Genomic DNA, 15,477 nt, shown 5'->3' on the forward strand with positions numbered 1-15,477 from the left:
TGTCGCTCGGCTTTCCAGCCGATTGCGTTCATTCATCCGAATGCAAACCGCTTCATCGGCAGCCCGCCGTGGAACTCGCGAGTATGCGAGGGACAAAGGCAGCGACGAGTGTTTTTTGACAGACGAATAAGGGGACAGACGAATGAATCCAGAGCGACGATTCGGCTGTCCCACATTCGGCTGTCAAAAGTGCTTTGCGTCCGTTCCTTTCGCGAGAAATTGACTGGCACCCCGCCAACCTTTGCCGCGACTCAGCATTTCAAACCCGAGTACGATTCGGCAGGCGAATTGTTGTCGAGCCGAGTCACGATCGCCGTGCAGAACGGAGATCGTCCGATCTATTTCACCGGCATCATCGCGACGATGGAGCGACCAGGATTTGTGACGCTATCGATTCCGCCCGAGGAGCAGTGGAGCGACTCACTCCGTTGGCTCACACGAGAGCAGCAAGAGCGATTCGCTACCGCGGAATTTTTCAAAATGTTACAAACACAAATCACCGGCCGATATTTGAAACTCCCTCCACGTTCGCCACAGTCGTGAGCTGCATTTCGGAGGTTGCAGCTCAACGAGTCAGGAAATAACTTCGTAACCACAAACGAGCTGTACCTCGCCAGTAAAAAATGGATTAAAATCAAGGCAACCAGAAGCGAGTCTCCAGCGTGGAGTCTCCTCCCCATAAAGTACGTCACCGAGTCGTACATTGTAACATTAGGCGGACACACGCGTTTCCTTTCATTTTCTGGTACACACCGTATGATGACACGACATCGCTCGTATCGCTTCATTGAAGGTGTACTCCTCAGGCTCACCGGTGTTATCGCATTGCTGCTCGCGTCCCGCCCGAAGTGGGGCCATGGTCCGGATGACTTCTACCTAGGATATCCATACCGTTTCTATATCACCCAGTCTGATGTGGCTTATCCGTACGTTTCGGTTCCATGGTTCTTGCTCGATGTCACACTGTTTGGCGTCCCTCTGTTTGTGACCACTATCGTGATTTTGTACGGTGTGCGCAAACTTCTGCGTTTGGAACACGATCGCGAGCAAATTGCGGAACAATAGAGTGAGTGTCCGCCAACATGGTTTTTACGCCAGTCGCTGTGCGATCACCTTCGTTGTTTGGCGACGTGCGTTGGTGTTGGTAGAATTTCTCTCACTCAAAGTCACTCGCTTCGTTCATGGCGGTGACGGATGTTCTTCCCGTTGTCCGCACCTAACCGCAAGGACTCCTGTGGCTGACGTTTCCCTGCGATTGCTCGTCCTCAAGACTCACAACGTTGGCTCTGTGTGCGCGTTCTACGGTTCTCTGGGCCTGACCTTCACCGAAGAACAACACGGCAAGGGGCCGCTTCATCACTCGGCCCCGCTTGGCGATGGTATCATCGAGATCTATCCGTTGCCTGACGATCAAACCGTCGATTCGACGACGCGGCTTGGTTTCGCGATCGCTGACCCTGATGCTGCGGTCGAATCTGCTGCGTCACTCGGTGGTCGCGTCATCAAATCCGGTCGCGACACGCCATGGGGCTATATGGCATTGGTGGCCGATCCCGATGGTCGCACCGTCGAACTCTACCGCGCGTGATGCACTGAGCTTGCAACCGTCAATAAGTGGATGCTTTTCACGCGATTCGCCGATCCTGCAACATGGTTTTTACGCTAGTCGTCACGCGATCGCTCCGATCCCTCTCGCTTAGCGTTTCTGCTGATCAGCTCGATCTTTCGATTCAATTCATCTACGACGACACCCGTGCTGATGATGAGCTCGAAGTCACGTCTATTGTCGCCGCTGATTGGCCTGATCCCAGGCCCAATGTTCAAGGCGAGCCGCTTCGTGGCGGGAGGCGGCTGGATCGTCGACGCGACGTCGTTTTGCATTGCCAAACGCTCGTGGGGAGTGCGGCTCGATGCATCGCAGTGCCCCAGATCGCAGTGCCCCAGAGGGAGTGCTGCAGTCAGAAGAAAACAGGAAAATGGGTGACAGAAAAATGGTGATTCTGCATTTAGGGACTGACCATTTTTCTGTCCCTCATCTTCCTGTAAATTCACTTTTGCTTGGTTGATCAATGAAGCGATGCTTCGCGAGGTCAATTCCTACACACCAAACTGATTAGCAACCCACAGTACCTTGCCAGCAACAATGGAATAGAATCGAGGCAATCAGAAGCGAGTCTCCAACGTAAAGTCTCCTTCCCATAAAGTACGTCACCGAGTCGTACATATCGACGTTGGCGGACATTATTGCTTTGACTCCGATGGTTGACTTGTCAAATCCTGGATTTTGCGAGATGGTTAATTGGCCGCGGCTGTCATGGCTCGGTAGTCGAACACTCTGATGAAGCGACGTTGGTGCATCGATGCGGCTCATAGCTCTCCTGCTTACTTTGGCGTTTACTCATAGCTGCATTGGTGGTCAGCCGGCCGCGGGTGGCCGGGTTTATTCGGTATACTTCAACACCTCCTGTCAAATGCCGGTCTTCACGGTGAGTCCGGAATATGAGCCTCTGGTGAATACCCTTCAGTGGACGGTTGGGAACGTTCCAGAAGGGATGCAGCTAGTCGCCGCCATTGGACTGTTGGCGGATCGGTTTGGATTGAGTCCGACGCAAGCGATCGACCTTCAAAACGGCTTTGGCGAATCGTATAAGGCGATGAATAACGACCCTCAGTGCGAGGGGCTGACCTCCGCATTGGATGAAATCTTCGCAACGGATCCGGAGCGTCAGGGGCATTACTTTGTTTATGTCCCAACGGAGCCCTCTGTTGCTGCGCCGACCATCTTGTTTCTGCACGGCTACGGTGGCAATTTGAAATACTATATCTGGGCGCTGAAAGTGGCGTTTCCGGATTCCGTTATTGTTGCACCAACTTGGGGGATCGGTTGGCACGATGGTGATGTCGTTTATGTCGATGAAGTATGCCGGAATGTCGAAACGCAATTCGGGATCTCATTGGGGAACAAATGGGTCATGGGATTATCCGCTGGCGGCCCTGCCGGATTCCGTGTGATGAACAGGAAACCATCTGATTACCAAGGCTATATCTGCATTGCGTCAGGACTGTCTCAGCAGCGAGCTGCTGAACTGTCGTTTACGGAGCCCATCCTGATGCTCAACGGAATCAATGACGTCCGGTTCCCGATTCAATTTGTCAGGAGAGGCATTGCCGAGATGGAATCGCATGGTCTTTGTGTGGAACAGGTGGAATTAGATCGAGACCACTTCTTCCTGTTGACTCAACGTGTTGAGACGTTTCAGATTATTGAATCGTTTATACAGAAACACTCGGCAGTTTCCGTGACCTCGCCAAACATTGACAAGTCGCACTGGATGTTAAGATTGCTCCGACCATGGGGATTGGTTTTTTTGGGGCTGCCCATTCTCTGTTTAGTGGCATTCAAAAAATTGCGGGGCCGGCGCAAGAGGTTGTTGTGATTGCTCGGAACATATGTGTTCGTAGACTGGCACCGCGCCGGACAACATGGTTTTTACGCTGAGGCCTTCGGCACCCCTTCGTTTGTGATTCAAGCGGCGTCGGCGTATTATCAGCTTCTCGTAATTCAAGCTCCACCGCTTCGGTAACGGCTATGTCTTAAAACCCGCCCGTTGGCGGATCGAGTTCCGTTTTTCGTATCGACGTATGGCCGCAGATCACGACATCGAACCTCCAATCGCTCCGCGCGTCGCTCGCCGCGCGATGGTGCTTGCTGCTGTTGCGTGTCGTAGCTTATCGGATCACGATCCCGAAAATGCAGACGCAGAAGACTTGTGGCAACGTTTGAAGGATTGGATTCAGTCGCTTGACGTGGATTCTGAAATCGAACCCCACGAGACGCAGATCATCTACAACCCGCTGGGTTCCCTCTCGGACCAAGAGAAGCTTGCAGGCGCATGGGGCGTTGAGGGATTGGCTATCCTGGCTTGGGCGCTTGGGTTGCTTCCGTTTCCTGCGCACGATCAACAAGTGGACCCTTACGAGGTAACGGATGCTCTGGCATTGCTCAATCCAGAGGCCACGGACATTATCAATGCGGCGGATGTGCGGACAAGCAAGGAACTTTCCGCGTGTCGAGAGTTGCTTTATGCCATCCATTGCCGCTTGCGGCAATTCAATCGTGACCGATCATTTCATGACATTTCCCAATGGATTGAGAGCGAGTGGCTGCAAACGCTTGGAATTGACAGCGTCCTAGCATCGAATGGAGATTTGGCTGTTGGTGGCGTGCCTTTGACGGAAAGCCGCGAAAGTGCTCGGAGATCATGCGAGTCGGTGACTTTCGAAAGGCATCGCGCAGCAATCTGGCTGATGGGCGAATACGGCCCTATCTATTCGAAAGTTCCCGTAGACACATGATGCAGCGCCAACCAAATGCGTCGCCATTTCTGCTGGCGAGTCTTTTCTTTCGGAGTGTGGCGGATTCGTGCTGGGGTCGAACATTACCTACCATTGCGGGCGGTGCGGCAGACGCATGCCGGTGACAAAGCGACGGTTTGACTGTTTTGCACCCCAGCGTCAATACCGTAGGTGATGTCCTGCCCCGCAATTCCCTTTTTGGGTTGCCCATCCTGCCGAACAGCCTTGTTCGGGTGCATCTCGCTTGTTCGGGTGCATCTCGCTTGTTCGGGTGCATCTCGCTTGTTCGGGTGCATCTTGCGATTTTGGGGGGGCAAGCATCGCGAAGGAGTTGTGAATCGAGATCCGATGCCAGCGGTTGGATCTGCCAGTCATGGCGGGGGGGAGCGTCCATCCCGTTGCATCGAGCTGCATCGTAATTATGGTTTTGGAATCAAAGGTTCGCACAGAGCCGGTTGGTTTATGAATCAACGTTGATCCGCTGCTGGGGTTTGGAATTGATCTTTCCTTGCCTGGTCGTTGAGGGTCGGCGAAAAACAAAGAGATAAGTGAACTTGAATATCCCACCCTTTAAGACTGTCCATAATCCCCTGCCCCTCTTTGGACTGCTGCCCGCCCCTGCGTTGTTCGGCATCACAGTGGTGTTGTGTTGTGTTCTGCTGGGCTGTAATCGCACGGCTCCTGCCCCCCCCGAAATGCCTCCGCCGACCGTGACCGTTGCTAAACCGGTGACGAAGAAAATCGTCGAGTGGGACGCGTTTACGGGGCGACTAGAGGCGGTGGATTTCGTCGAAGTCCGTGCACGTGTCAGCGGTTATTTGAAGTCGATTCATTTTGACGAAGGCCAGATTGTCGACGCTGAGGATCTGCTGTTCGTGATCGACCCGCGCCCCTTCGAAGCGGAGCTGAATGGGGCGATCGCGGCATTGAATCAAGCCGAGTCGCAGTTAAAACAGGCCAACGCGGGTCTCGAGAACGCGAGAGCACAGCATCATCAATCCGAAGCGGGGCTACAGTTAGCGAAGACGCGAATCGAGCGAGCACGGACACTTGAAGCACAGAACGCGGTTTCGATCGAAGAACTCGATCAGCGTTCCGCCGAGTTTTTGCAGGCCGAAGCGGACTTGGAAGCCAGCAAGGCGGGGATCAGTTCGGCGGAAGCGGCGATTGCGACTGCCGAGGCAGCGATCGAATCGGCCCAAGCCGGCGTCGAAACCGCAAGGTTGAACTTGGATTACACTCAAATTCGTGCTCCGGTTAGCGGACGAATCAGCCGCCAATATGTGACCGAAGGCAACCTCGTCAGCGGTGGTACCGCGACGTCCACTCTATTGACCACGATCACCTCGGTCGACCCGATCTACTGCACGTTTGATGTCAACGAACAAGACGTCCTGAAGTACATTCGGTTAGCCCAAATCGGCGAACGCAAGAGTTCGCGTGAAGTAAAGAATCCCGTGTTCCTCGGCTTGGTGGACGAGTCCGGATTTCCTCACGAAGGCCACATGGACTTTGTCGACAACCATTTCGATGTCGACACCGCCAGCATGCGGGCACGCGGCGTGATTCCCAATCATGACCGAGTGCTGCTGCCCGGAATGTTCGCGCGGATTCGGATTCCTGGCAGTGCCGCACACCAAGGCGTGCTGGTGCCTGATTCGGCGATCGGTACTGACCAAGCGTCTCAGTACGTTTATGTCGTGGTGGACAACGTGATCCAGCGACGCAGCGTCAAGCTTGGTCCGATGGTCGATGGACTTCGCGTCGTGCGTGAGGGATTGGGCGGCAGTGAAACTTTGGTCATTCAAGGATTGTTGCAGTCGCGGCCCGAGATGACGGTTCAAGTCCAACAGGGGACGATCGAAGTCGTCGAGGACGGATTACCAGACGATTACCAGCCGTTGCCTCCAGAGAAGTGGATGTCGCGGGTGCCTGATCCTGAGCCGGTTTCCGGCTTGATCCAAGCCAACGCGACGATCGGTTTCGACTCGACACTGCCGCCTATGGGAGAAGCACGATGAAATTCCCCCATTTCTTTATTGAGCGGCCGATTTTTGCCACCGTACTTTCGTTTGTGATTGTACTGGTGGGCGGCATTACCTATTTCTCGCTGCCTGTTTCGCAATATCCACCGGTGGCTCCGCCGCAGATCGTTGTTCGTGCCAGCTTTCCTGGTGCGACCCCCGACGTGATCGCCGATACGGTCGCGACCCCGATCGAACAAGAGATGAACGGCGTCGACGACATGCTCTATATGGAGTCGTCTTCGAGTGCCGACGGCACAATGCAGTTGACGGTGACGTTCAAGCTCGGGACCGATCTTGATGATGCTCAGGTCTTGGTCCAGAACCGTGTGGCGGTCGCCGAGTCGCGGTTGCCCGAACAAGTCCGTCAAATCGGGGTGACCACCAAAAAGCTGATTCCCGACATGTTGATGGTGGTGCATCTGAACTCACCAGATGATAGTCGCGATCAGCTTTATATCAGTAACTACGCGTTCTTGAACGTTCGCGATGCGTTGATGCGGCTCGATGGGGTCGGCGATATCCGGATTGCTGGCGGCAACGAGTATGCGATGCGGATTTGGTTGGACATCGAAAAGATGACCCACGTCGATCTGACGGCCGGAGACGTCATCGATGCGATCCGTCAGCAAAATGTGCAGGTCGCAGCGGGAGTGATTGGCCAGCCGCCGATCGATCAGACGGGGGCGTTTCAGTTGAACGTGACGACCCAGGGACGGCTGCAAGAAACGGATGAATTTGGCAACATTATCGTCAAACGTGGCAGCGACGGACGCGTCACGCGGTTAAGTGACGTGGCGCGGATCGAATTGGGCGCTCAGGACTATTCGCGGCTCAGTTATCTGGACGGCAAACCGGCGATCGCGGTGCTGGTGTACCAGCGACCGGGGACCAATGCCGTCGATACCGCCGAAGAAGTGAAGCGGACCATGACTGAGATGGCTGCCGATTTTCCCGAGGGCATCGGGTACGAGATTGCCTACAACCCGACCGATTTTGTGGAAGAGTCGATCTCGGAAGTTTTTAACACGCTGTTCATCACAACGGCGTTTGTGGTGTTGACGGTCTTTCTGTTCCTGCATGGTTGGCGGCCGACGTTGATCCCCGTGATCGCGATTCCAATTTCGTTGATCGGTACCTTTGCTGCGATGCAGAGTCTCGGTGTCACGCTGAACACGTTGTCGTTGTTTGGGTTAGTACTAGCGATCGGGATTGTCGTGGACGATGCGATTGTGGTCGTTGAAAACGTCGAACGGCTGATCGCCCAAGGCATGTCGCCACGCGCGGCCACGCATAAAGCGATGGACGAAGTCGGCTCGGCGTTGATTGCGACGACGTTGGTGTTGATTGCGGTCTTTGTTCCGACCATCTTTGTTCCCAGTATCAGTGGCCAGTTCTATCAACAATTTGCACTCACGATTGCGATCTCGACTGCCTTTTCCACCTTCGTTTCGCTCACGCTCAGCCCCGCGTTGTGTGCGATATTGTTGAAACCCAAGGGAACCGAGAAACATGGCATCTCGAAAGTGGGCGACTTTCTGTTTGGTTGGTTCTTTCGACTCTTCAACCGCTTTTTTGATGTGACCAGTAATATTTACGCCGGGATCGTCGCGCGAATTGTTCGGATGACCGCGGTATCGCTACTGCTTTATGCCGGATTGCTGGTCGGCACTTGGTACAGCTTCGGAATGGTCCCCAAAGGCTTCATTCCACAGCAGGACCAGGGGTATGTGATCGTCAGCATTCGTCTGCCCGACGGTGCGTCGTTGGCCCGGACCGACGCAGTGACCCGCCGCGTTGCCGATCTTGGCGGCAGCATCGACGGGGTCGCGCATGCGGTGGGAATCGCAGGGCTTTCGGGGTCGACGTTTACGATCAGCCCCAATGCGGCCGTGACGTTTCTGCCGTTAGAAGATGCAAAAGAAAGAGCGGCACGCGGTCGCGGCATCGATGCGATTGTCGCCGATTTGCGACATAAAGTTTCGGACATCAACGAGGCTCAGGTCTTTGTGATTCCACCACCGCCGGTGCGAGGCATCGGTCGCGGGGGCGGATTTAAAATGTATATTCAAGACCGCCGAGGCGCCGGCACCGATGTGTTGAATCAGGTGACCGAAACGATGGTCGCACAAGCCAACCAACAACCCGGTATCACGCAGGCGTTTTCGAATCTACGCGTCAGCGTGCCGCAGATCTATACCGACGTCGATCGCGACAAGTCCGAAATGCTGGACGTGCCAGTGAACAACGTGTTCGAAGCGCTGCAGGTTTATCTGGGGTCGTTGTATGTCAACGATTTCAATTTTCTGGGGCGTACTTATCGCGTGACGGCGCAGGCCGAACCGGAGTTTCGAGATGAGCCAAGTGACATTCTACGTCTGCGGACTCGCAGTGCTCGCGGGGCTTCGGTTTCGCTTGGTTCGATCGTGGAATTAAAGCAAATTGCCGGTCCCGATCGTTTGGTGCGATACAATCTGTATCCAGCGGCCGACATCAACGGCAGCACGGTTCCCGGATTCAGTACCGGTCAGTCGCTGACGACGATGGAGGAGCTTGCGGCGGTCAATCTTCCTCCGGGCTTTGGTTTTGAATGGACGGAGCTTGCGTTTCAGGAGCGTCAGGCTGGAAACACGATCATGTTCCTGTTCCCGCTTGCGGTGTTGTTCGTGTTCCTGGCGCTGGCAGCCCAATACGAAAGTTGGCTGTTGCCGCTGGCGATCATTTTGATCGTGCCTTTGTGTTTGTTGTTTGCGATTCTCGGCGTCTGGTTCCGAGGAATGGAAAACAACATTTTGACCCAAATCGGTTTTATCGTGCTTGTCGGATTGGCGTGCAAGAACGCGATTCTGATTGTGGAATTCGCCAAGGCCGAAGAAGATGCAGGTAAGGATCGATTTCAAGCCGCGATCGACGCGTGTCGATTGCGGTTGCGTCCGATTTTGATGACGGCGTTTTCGTTCATCTTAGGAGTCATTCCCTTGTTGATCGCCACGGGGGCTGGATTCGAAATGCGACGCGTTTTGGGAACTGCCGTATTTAGTGGCATGTTGGGCGTGACCGTCTTTGGTCTGTTTTTGACTCCGGTGTTTTACGTCGTGTTACGTGGCTTCGCACGCAAAAAGTCAGTCGTGTTGCCATCCGTCGGCAACGCGGTGCTCAATGAGTCCGACGTCCCAGCATCGCAAGTGTCTGCTTCGGAAACTCGTGAGACTCACCTCGATTCGGCCGCCGCCGTTGCAGTCACGCCAGTTGCGAGTGAATCGGTAGCGAGTGAATCGAAATCCAGCGAGTGAATCGCGATTCCCCGAGTTGGCGACCCTTCTCAAGGGACGATTGAAGATTCGAACTCAACGGGCCAAGAATCGAGATAACCGAACGTGGCATTCGTGTTTACGAATACTTTCGGTTTTTGGGTGATCAAGGGTGCACGCATCCTTTGTCGTGTCTCGGGCTTTGTCGCATCTCGGGTTCGATTGCGAGATTTCTAGGCGGTTTTTTTGACGGTGATGAGTCGAACTACGTCCAGTGCCAGCCAAAACATCCCTCTTTTGCATGCTTAAGTGTAATGGAACGGGAGAGAAGGCTTTCTTATTTGCAATCTACGGAGAGATTCAGTACAATCCCCCCGGTCGGGTCGGCTAACGCGGCGCTTCCGAATCCCCCCAAGGGGCTTTTCAATTCGGATTCTAAACTCATCAATCGGGCAGCAGTGTAGATAAGGCAGGGAAGCATCACTTTCTAGATGATTTCCCAAAGCTTGAGCACGAAGGCGTTTTCACGCTCGACGGCTTTAGCTTGCTGCGTCTCTATCCGTAGGGACGCCGCGTCATCCGTTTACGGGACGCGACGGACTGCGAACAGGAGTCAAACTTAATGCGAAAAAGCAAGAGCCAGCCTTGGATGTTAGGACGTGTGCCACACGGTTTCTGGGACCTTGCCGAAAACCGTTTGGCCTACATGCATTGGCTCGGAGAGCAGCTCGGCTATGAGAAGCCCGATGATTGGTATGGGATTCAGCAGAAGCATTTCAAACAGAATTATGGCGGCGGCTTGTTGGCATCCCACTACAGTGACTCGCCACAGAATGCGGTCCGCGAGTTCATGCCAAGACGCAAGTGGCATTCGTGGTTGTTTTCTCGCGCTGCGAACGGGTATTGGCAAAAACCCGAAAATCGCCGTGAGTTCATGTTGTGGCTTGAAAAGCAACTGGGAATTCAGCGCAAGGAAGACTGGTATCGCGTGACCAAGAATGACTTTACTCGTCACGGCGGTTTAGGGCTGCTGAACAATTACTATGGTTGTAGCGTCGCGGCGGCGCTACATGAATTCAAGCCGCTGATGCAATTGGATGAATGGCGATTCGAGACCGTACCCCAAGGGTTTTGGAACTCCGCTGAAAACCGTAGTCGCTACATGGATTGGCTAGGTTTTAAACTCAAAATTCGCACGCCCGAGTTATGGTATGGCGTCACGGTGCACGATATCCGAGAAAATTACGGGTCTACGCTGTTGACCATGTGCGGTGGGTCAATCTATCGCATGGTCAGCGAGTACTTGCCAAATTTTCAGTGGAAACCGTGGCTGTTTCACTACACACCAAGCGGTTTTTGGGAAGACGACAAGAATCGAAAAGAGTATCTGCAGTGGCTCGGCAAGGAACTGGGATATCGCACTCCCAAAGACTGGTATCAGTTACGTGAGCATCACTTTCTGCGGTCGGGCGGCAGTTGGTTGTTTGCCAAGTACTACGGTTACTCGCCGCTGCGAGCTGCGACCGAGCGATACCCGAAATTCAAATGGAATCCGGATCGTTTCCGCTCGGCGAGTAAAGCTCGCACGGCCGAGAAATCTCGCCGCAATTCAGTGGCGGGCTGTGTCGCTTGAGCGATTGAGAACAGCCGCTGCTATTCCCGCCCGCTCGTCCAATCCTGCTATTCCCGCACGTCCCGCGTTACTGGCTCGACAGATCGAGAGAGCCACCGCATGTCGCCGCGGATTGAGCCGATTGTGCATAACTTCGATTGGCTTGTTTGGCACCGTCACTGCGGCGGATTTGTTCTTCGATCGCGCCTCGATTTTTCGTCAACTGTTGCTCGCAATCACTTTCGATTTGCATCAGATCCAGCAGCATTGTTTCGGTTTCTTCGTGTTGCGCTCGGCATTCGCTCCGCATTTCCCCGGACGCCCATTGCCGCGTTTCAGGATCGTCCCCGATCGCGGCATGTAGTCGTTTCGAAAGTTCACTGAGGGTGCTCAGCGGTTGTTGTTTCTGCGACAACAGCTGCATCAGTTCGTTCATGCGGCCGGATTGCACCGCCGCTAATTGAGCGTGCCCAAGTTCGAGCAATGCGACCGCTGCGGCGTGACGTTGTTGGACTAGGCTGGCAAGTTCATCACTGTTCATCGTATCGACGCTTGGGTTCAATGGATGGGGGTAATGGATCAAATTCGAGAATCACGCAGACCGGGTCGTACCGCAGACCGGGTCGTACCGCAGTTGGGCTCTAGACGCCACCGCCGGGATCACGCATGCCTGCGGTCATCCAAGCGATCATCTTTTCCCAGCCCGTGCGGTCGTAGCGGGTGGTTCGTTTAAACTCGTCGTCCAATTTTGGCGGAATCTGTTTCAGCACCACGCTCGCTTGCCGGATCAGCAGGTCGGCTTCGCGTCGTCGTCCCAGTTCGCGGACGCAGCGTGCTTGGCCAAGAATCGCCTCCAGAGCAGGCGGTTGGTTCATGTATCGCAGCGAAACGGTTCGGTACGCGGTAGCCGCTTCTTCGAGTTGCCCCATTTCTTTGAGCGTATCGGCTTCGGCCATCATGCAATTTCGCAGCAAGGCTTGCGCATCGTTGGTCAATTTCTGTTCTTCTTCGCGGCGCAAAATCCGTTCTTTCAAATCGCGGAACCCGGCCAACGCCGCATTCAATTCGGATTCGACCTTGGTTCGCATGGCGCGACGAGCCGCATCGAGAATGTCGGTCGATTGTGCTTCGAGTCGTGGCCACTGGGCCGCCAAAATATGCGAGCGTGCTGCCAGATAGGCGGCGCTGTCGGCACGCGGTGCGGGCTGATAACGCAACACGGCTTCATCCAATCGGCGAATTGCGGCGTCAAGAATCGGTTGGTTTTCTTGCAGCAATTTCGCTCGCTCGGGTGGATCGGCGTGTTCTGCGAGCAGGTGATTCTTGTAGCTTTTTTGATAAAGAATTTCGGCCAGGGTGAACAGCGAATCTCGCCACGCGGGACTTTGCGGTGTCAATTCACCATCTTGCAGATTGTCGATCAGGTAGGCACGTGCTTTTTCAATATCGCCAGTTTCCGAATACGCCAGCGCCATCAACAGTCGTGCATCGTAGCGAAGCGGGTCGCGTGGGTACTCGATGATCACCGTTTCCAAAGCTTCGATCGCAGCGACAGGCTCGCTCTCGGCCAACAACGCACGTCCCATCGCGATCAATCCACGGGGTTGGCGTTGTCGTTCCTCGTAGCGAAGGTAGGATCGCAGCAAGCGAATGCTCCGTTCAAAATGACGGCCTTGCTGATACGAATCGATTGCCGCCCACTGGGTTTTGATGTAACGGGTTGTGTCGAAGTCAAGCTCGGCGGCTTGGGTAAACGCATCGCCGGCTTGGCGAAAGCGTCGGCGCGCCAGTGAAGCGGCTGCGGACGAGACCTCGCCGTTTAGCTGGGTGCCTGCACGCAGCGTGCTGGCCGCCCACTCGCGAAAGGCAATGCCTTCCTGCATCAATGCCGCCGAACGCGTGAAAATCGGCGGCAAGCTGCGGGCCACATCAATCGTTTCTTGATAAGCAGATTGATCACGCAGTTTTTCAAGTGCGGCGATCAATCGGCGTCGAAATTCGACCAGCGAAACCATCGTCGGGTCAAAACCACGCAGATCACCCATCTCACGCATCATGTAACGAATCGTTTGGACTAGTTCGACACCAAGTCCGAGTGCCGCGAGCTGCTCGATCTCTTCGAGTCCGCTGATGATCGCAGCGCCACCAAATGGTCTCTGTTGGCGGGTGGCACTCCACTGCGATAGCGCTTGATTCGGCATGCCCTGGCATTGATAGGCTCGTCCCGCCCAGATCCTCGCCTCGGATGCGATCCGTGGCGAAGCTTCACGCTGCAGATCCAAAAGCGCCATCATGGTCGGGGCTAATGCGGCGATGACTTCTTCACGGCTATCCGATGGGTTGACCGGTTGTTTACCGTAACGCCCGATCGCTTTGCGGATTTGCACCACGCCTTTTGCTAATTTGAAACGATGTTGGAATCCGATATACGAGGCTTGTTTGGTGACATCGGCTGCGGCGATCGCTTGTCTTCCTCGCTCGATCGCCGCCTCGGCTTCGTCGTACCGTCCCAATCGCGTCAACGCATCCACTTGGATCAAGTTGGCTTCGAAACGCTGTTCCGGGCGGAGCGTTTTGTCGGCCAGGATCGCTTCGATCGTCTTGAGTGCGATCTCGGGTTTGGGTTCGCGGATGCGAAGCAGCGTTTCAGCCAAAAGCGGCAAGAGTTCCCGCCGCAGCGTCGGGTCCAATGTAATCAATTCTTCGAATAGGGCCGCTGCACGATCGAATTCGCCCAAAGAGAAATAGGATTCGGCAAGCAGTCGTTTGCCTTCGACCTCGCGGCCCACCGGCAAGCCCTTTTCTACGGCCGCTTTGAAATCGGGGATCGCGGCGATCAAGATTTCGCGGCGCTCACGGATTTCGTCGGTCCCGCGAGCCCTCACCACCTCGCCTGCACTGATCAGGAATTGACGCAGTTTTCGCCACTCGGCAAGCGGATCTTTGTTTTCGTCATCGCCGGTGGCCGCTTTTCCGCTGGTGTCGTCCTCGGGCAAGTCTTCCCCAAGATCTACCGATTGAGCAAGTCGGCCAGCAATGATGGCATTGCCAGCAATGTATTCACGTGAGGCGATTTTTAACGTTTCAATCGCATCGGGAGGACCGTTGCCGAACCAGATCGAGAAGACGGTGCCAAATCCCAAAACGGCGATCGCTGCAGCAAGCACCATCAGCGAAGTGGTGATCTTGTCACGACTCACCGTCGATTGGTTCGCATCGGTTGGATCTGCCTTTTTTTCAGCCACCTTTGACTCAGGACCGTTTGCTGGGTTGGGATGCGTGGGGGACGCGCTGCCGTTTCTCACCGGATTGTTTGAAAGGGTCTGCTAGAGATGGACCCTTTGACTCGTTGGGAATTAGCAGAAAACCGCCTGCGCGGTCAAGTTGTCCTCCCCCACACCTGCAAATCGCTTCGCGTCCGTATGGCTTCGCATCCTCGTTGTCTGACGTCCCCTTTTCTCTAGCGACCGAAGATGCTCGCTCCCGCTCGAATCGCGATCCGGCGAGGCACCACGGCAACCGAATCCATTTCGGCACATCGCAGCAAATCGGCTTCGTAGCCCGCTCGGACCAAATTTTTGCCCCCTCGTGATTGCGACAACCTGGCGGCCAACGCGGCAGCATGTGTCCGAGACGGTTCCCCCATGGCAGGGCCGAACCAGGATCGCCACATTTCGCTGGCGATCTGCGATTCGTCATTCAGTTCCAGCGTGGGCAGCTGATGTTGGTCGAATTGGGATTGAAAATGACTGACGATCGCTCCGGCGAACAATACGTCCTCGAGCGTCACGAAACCATCGGTCCCGGCACAGACCAAAGCAACGCTTGCATTTGGATCCAAGGATGCCGCGACAGCCCGTCGATTTAAAAAACTGCCCAACAAAACTTGTTTTGCTAGCGAAGCGGCTCCAATTGCCTTGGTGCCGTTGGTGGTGGTGACGACGAGATGGCGGCCGGCGACGCGGGGGGGCGAGTATTCGGCAGGTGAATTGCCGCAGTCAAAGCCTTCGATGGGCACACAGCTGCGTTCTCCGCACAGCAGCGGTCGCGGGGTGATGGCGTCGGCCATTTCGCGTGCGGTTTGGACATCACAGGTCGTCGTGATTTCTTTCGCACCATTGGCGATCGCTACGGTCATCACGGTCGTAGCACGCAGGATATCGATCACGACAGCGATATCGGTCGTTTCGTCGATCGGATTAGTGGAGGGAAGAAACGAGGTCGACAATCGCAT

Annotated in this window: 11 protein-coding genes; 8 read left to right on the plus strand and 3 right to left on the minus strand. The window is 55.0% G+C overall.

The window, feature by feature from the left end:
• Nucleotides 1-189: 189 nt before the first annotated feature.
• The 8 genes from ABD971_RS29985 to ABD971_RS30020 all read left to right on the plus strand — a co-directional run bounded on the left by ABD971_RS29985 (nt 190) and on the right by ABD971_RS30020 (nt 11,264).
• Complete coding sequence (locus ABD971_RS29985) at nt 190-543, plus strand: hypothetical protein (protein WP_345327381.1); 354 nt, start codon at nt 190-192, stop codon at nt 541-543.
• Between the two features lie 282 nt (nt 544-825).
• Nucleotides 826-1,065 (plus strand): hypothetical protein, encoded by a 240-nt coding sequence (locus ABD971_RS29990; protein ID WP_345327382.1) that lies wholly within the window; start codon nt 826-828, stop codon nt 1,063-1,065.
• Between the two features lies 1 nt (nt 1,066).
• Complete coding sequence (locus ABD971_RS29995) at nt 1,067-1,588, plus strand: VOC family protein (RefSeq protein ID WP_345327383.1); 522 nt, start codon at nt 1,067-1,069, stop codon at nt 1,586-1,588.
• Nucleotides 1,589-2,510: 922 nt separating this feature from the next.
• Nucleotides 2,511-3,437 (plus strand): alpha/beta hydrolase, encoded by a 927-nt coding sequence (locus tag ABD971_RS30000; protein ID WP_345327384.1) that lies wholly within the window; start codon nt 2,511-2,513, stop codon nt 3,435-3,437.
• Between the two features lie 205 nt (nt 3,438-3,642).
• Nucleotides 3,643-4,356, plus strand: coding sequence for a DUF4272 domain-containing protein (locus ABD971_RS30005; protein ID WP_345327385.1), 714 nt, complete (start codon nt 3,643-3,645; stop codon nt 4,354-4,356).
• A 554-nt stretch (nt 4,357-4,910) separates the two neighbouring features.
• Nucleotides 4,911-6,377 (plus strand): efflux RND transporter periplasmic adaptor subunit, encoded by a 1,467-nt coding sequence (locus tag ABD971_RS30010; RefSeq protein ID WP_486348656.1) that lies wholly within the window; start codon nt 4,911-4,913, stop codon nt 6,375-6,377.
• Nucleotides 6,374-9,673, plus strand: coding sequence for an efflux RND transporter permease subunit (locus ABD971_RS30015; protein WP_345327386.1), 3,300 nt, complete (start codon nt 6,374-6,376; stop codon nt 9,671-9,673). Before ABD971_RS30010 ends, ABD971_RS30015 begins: the two co-directional genes overlap by 4 nt.
• Before the next feature lie 580 nt (nt 9,674-10,253).
• Complete coding sequence (locus tag ABD971_RS30020; RefSeq protein ID WP_345327387.1) at nt 10,254-11,264, plus strand: hypothetical protein; 1,011 nt, start codon at nt 10,254-10,256, stop codon at nt 11,262-11,264.
• A gap of 67 nt (nt 11,265-11,331) precedes the next feature.
• On the opposite strand, the gene ABD971_RS30025 is transcribed toward ABD971_RS30020, so the two are convergent.
• The 3 genes from ABD971_RS30025 to ABD971_RS30035 form a co-directional block, all read right to left on the minus strand.
• Nucleotides 11,332-11,784, minus strand: coding sequence for a flagellar export chaperone FlgN (locus ABD971_RS30025; RefSeq protein WP_345327388.1), 453 nt, complete (start codon nt 11,782-11,784; stop codon nt 11,332-11,334).
• 100 nt (nt 11,785-11,884) lie between these two features.
• Entirely contained in the window at nt 11,885-14,488 is a 2,604-nt protein-coding gene (locus ABD971_RS30030; RefSeq protein WP_345327389.1) for a tetratricopeptide repeat protein, read from the minus strand.
• A gap of 215 nt (nt 14,489-14,703) precedes the next feature.
• Entirely contained in the window at nt 14,704-15,477 is a 774-nt protein-coding gene (locus ABD971_RS30035) for a 2-phosphosulfolactate phosphatase (protein ID WP_345327390.1), read from the minus strand.

Origin of the sequence: Novipirellula rosea (genome assembly GCF_039541335.1) — a bacterium.
In the GTDB taxonomy this organism is placed as follows: Bacteria; Planctomycetota; Planctomycetia; order Pirellulales; family Pirellulaceae; genus Novipirellula; species Novipirellula rosea.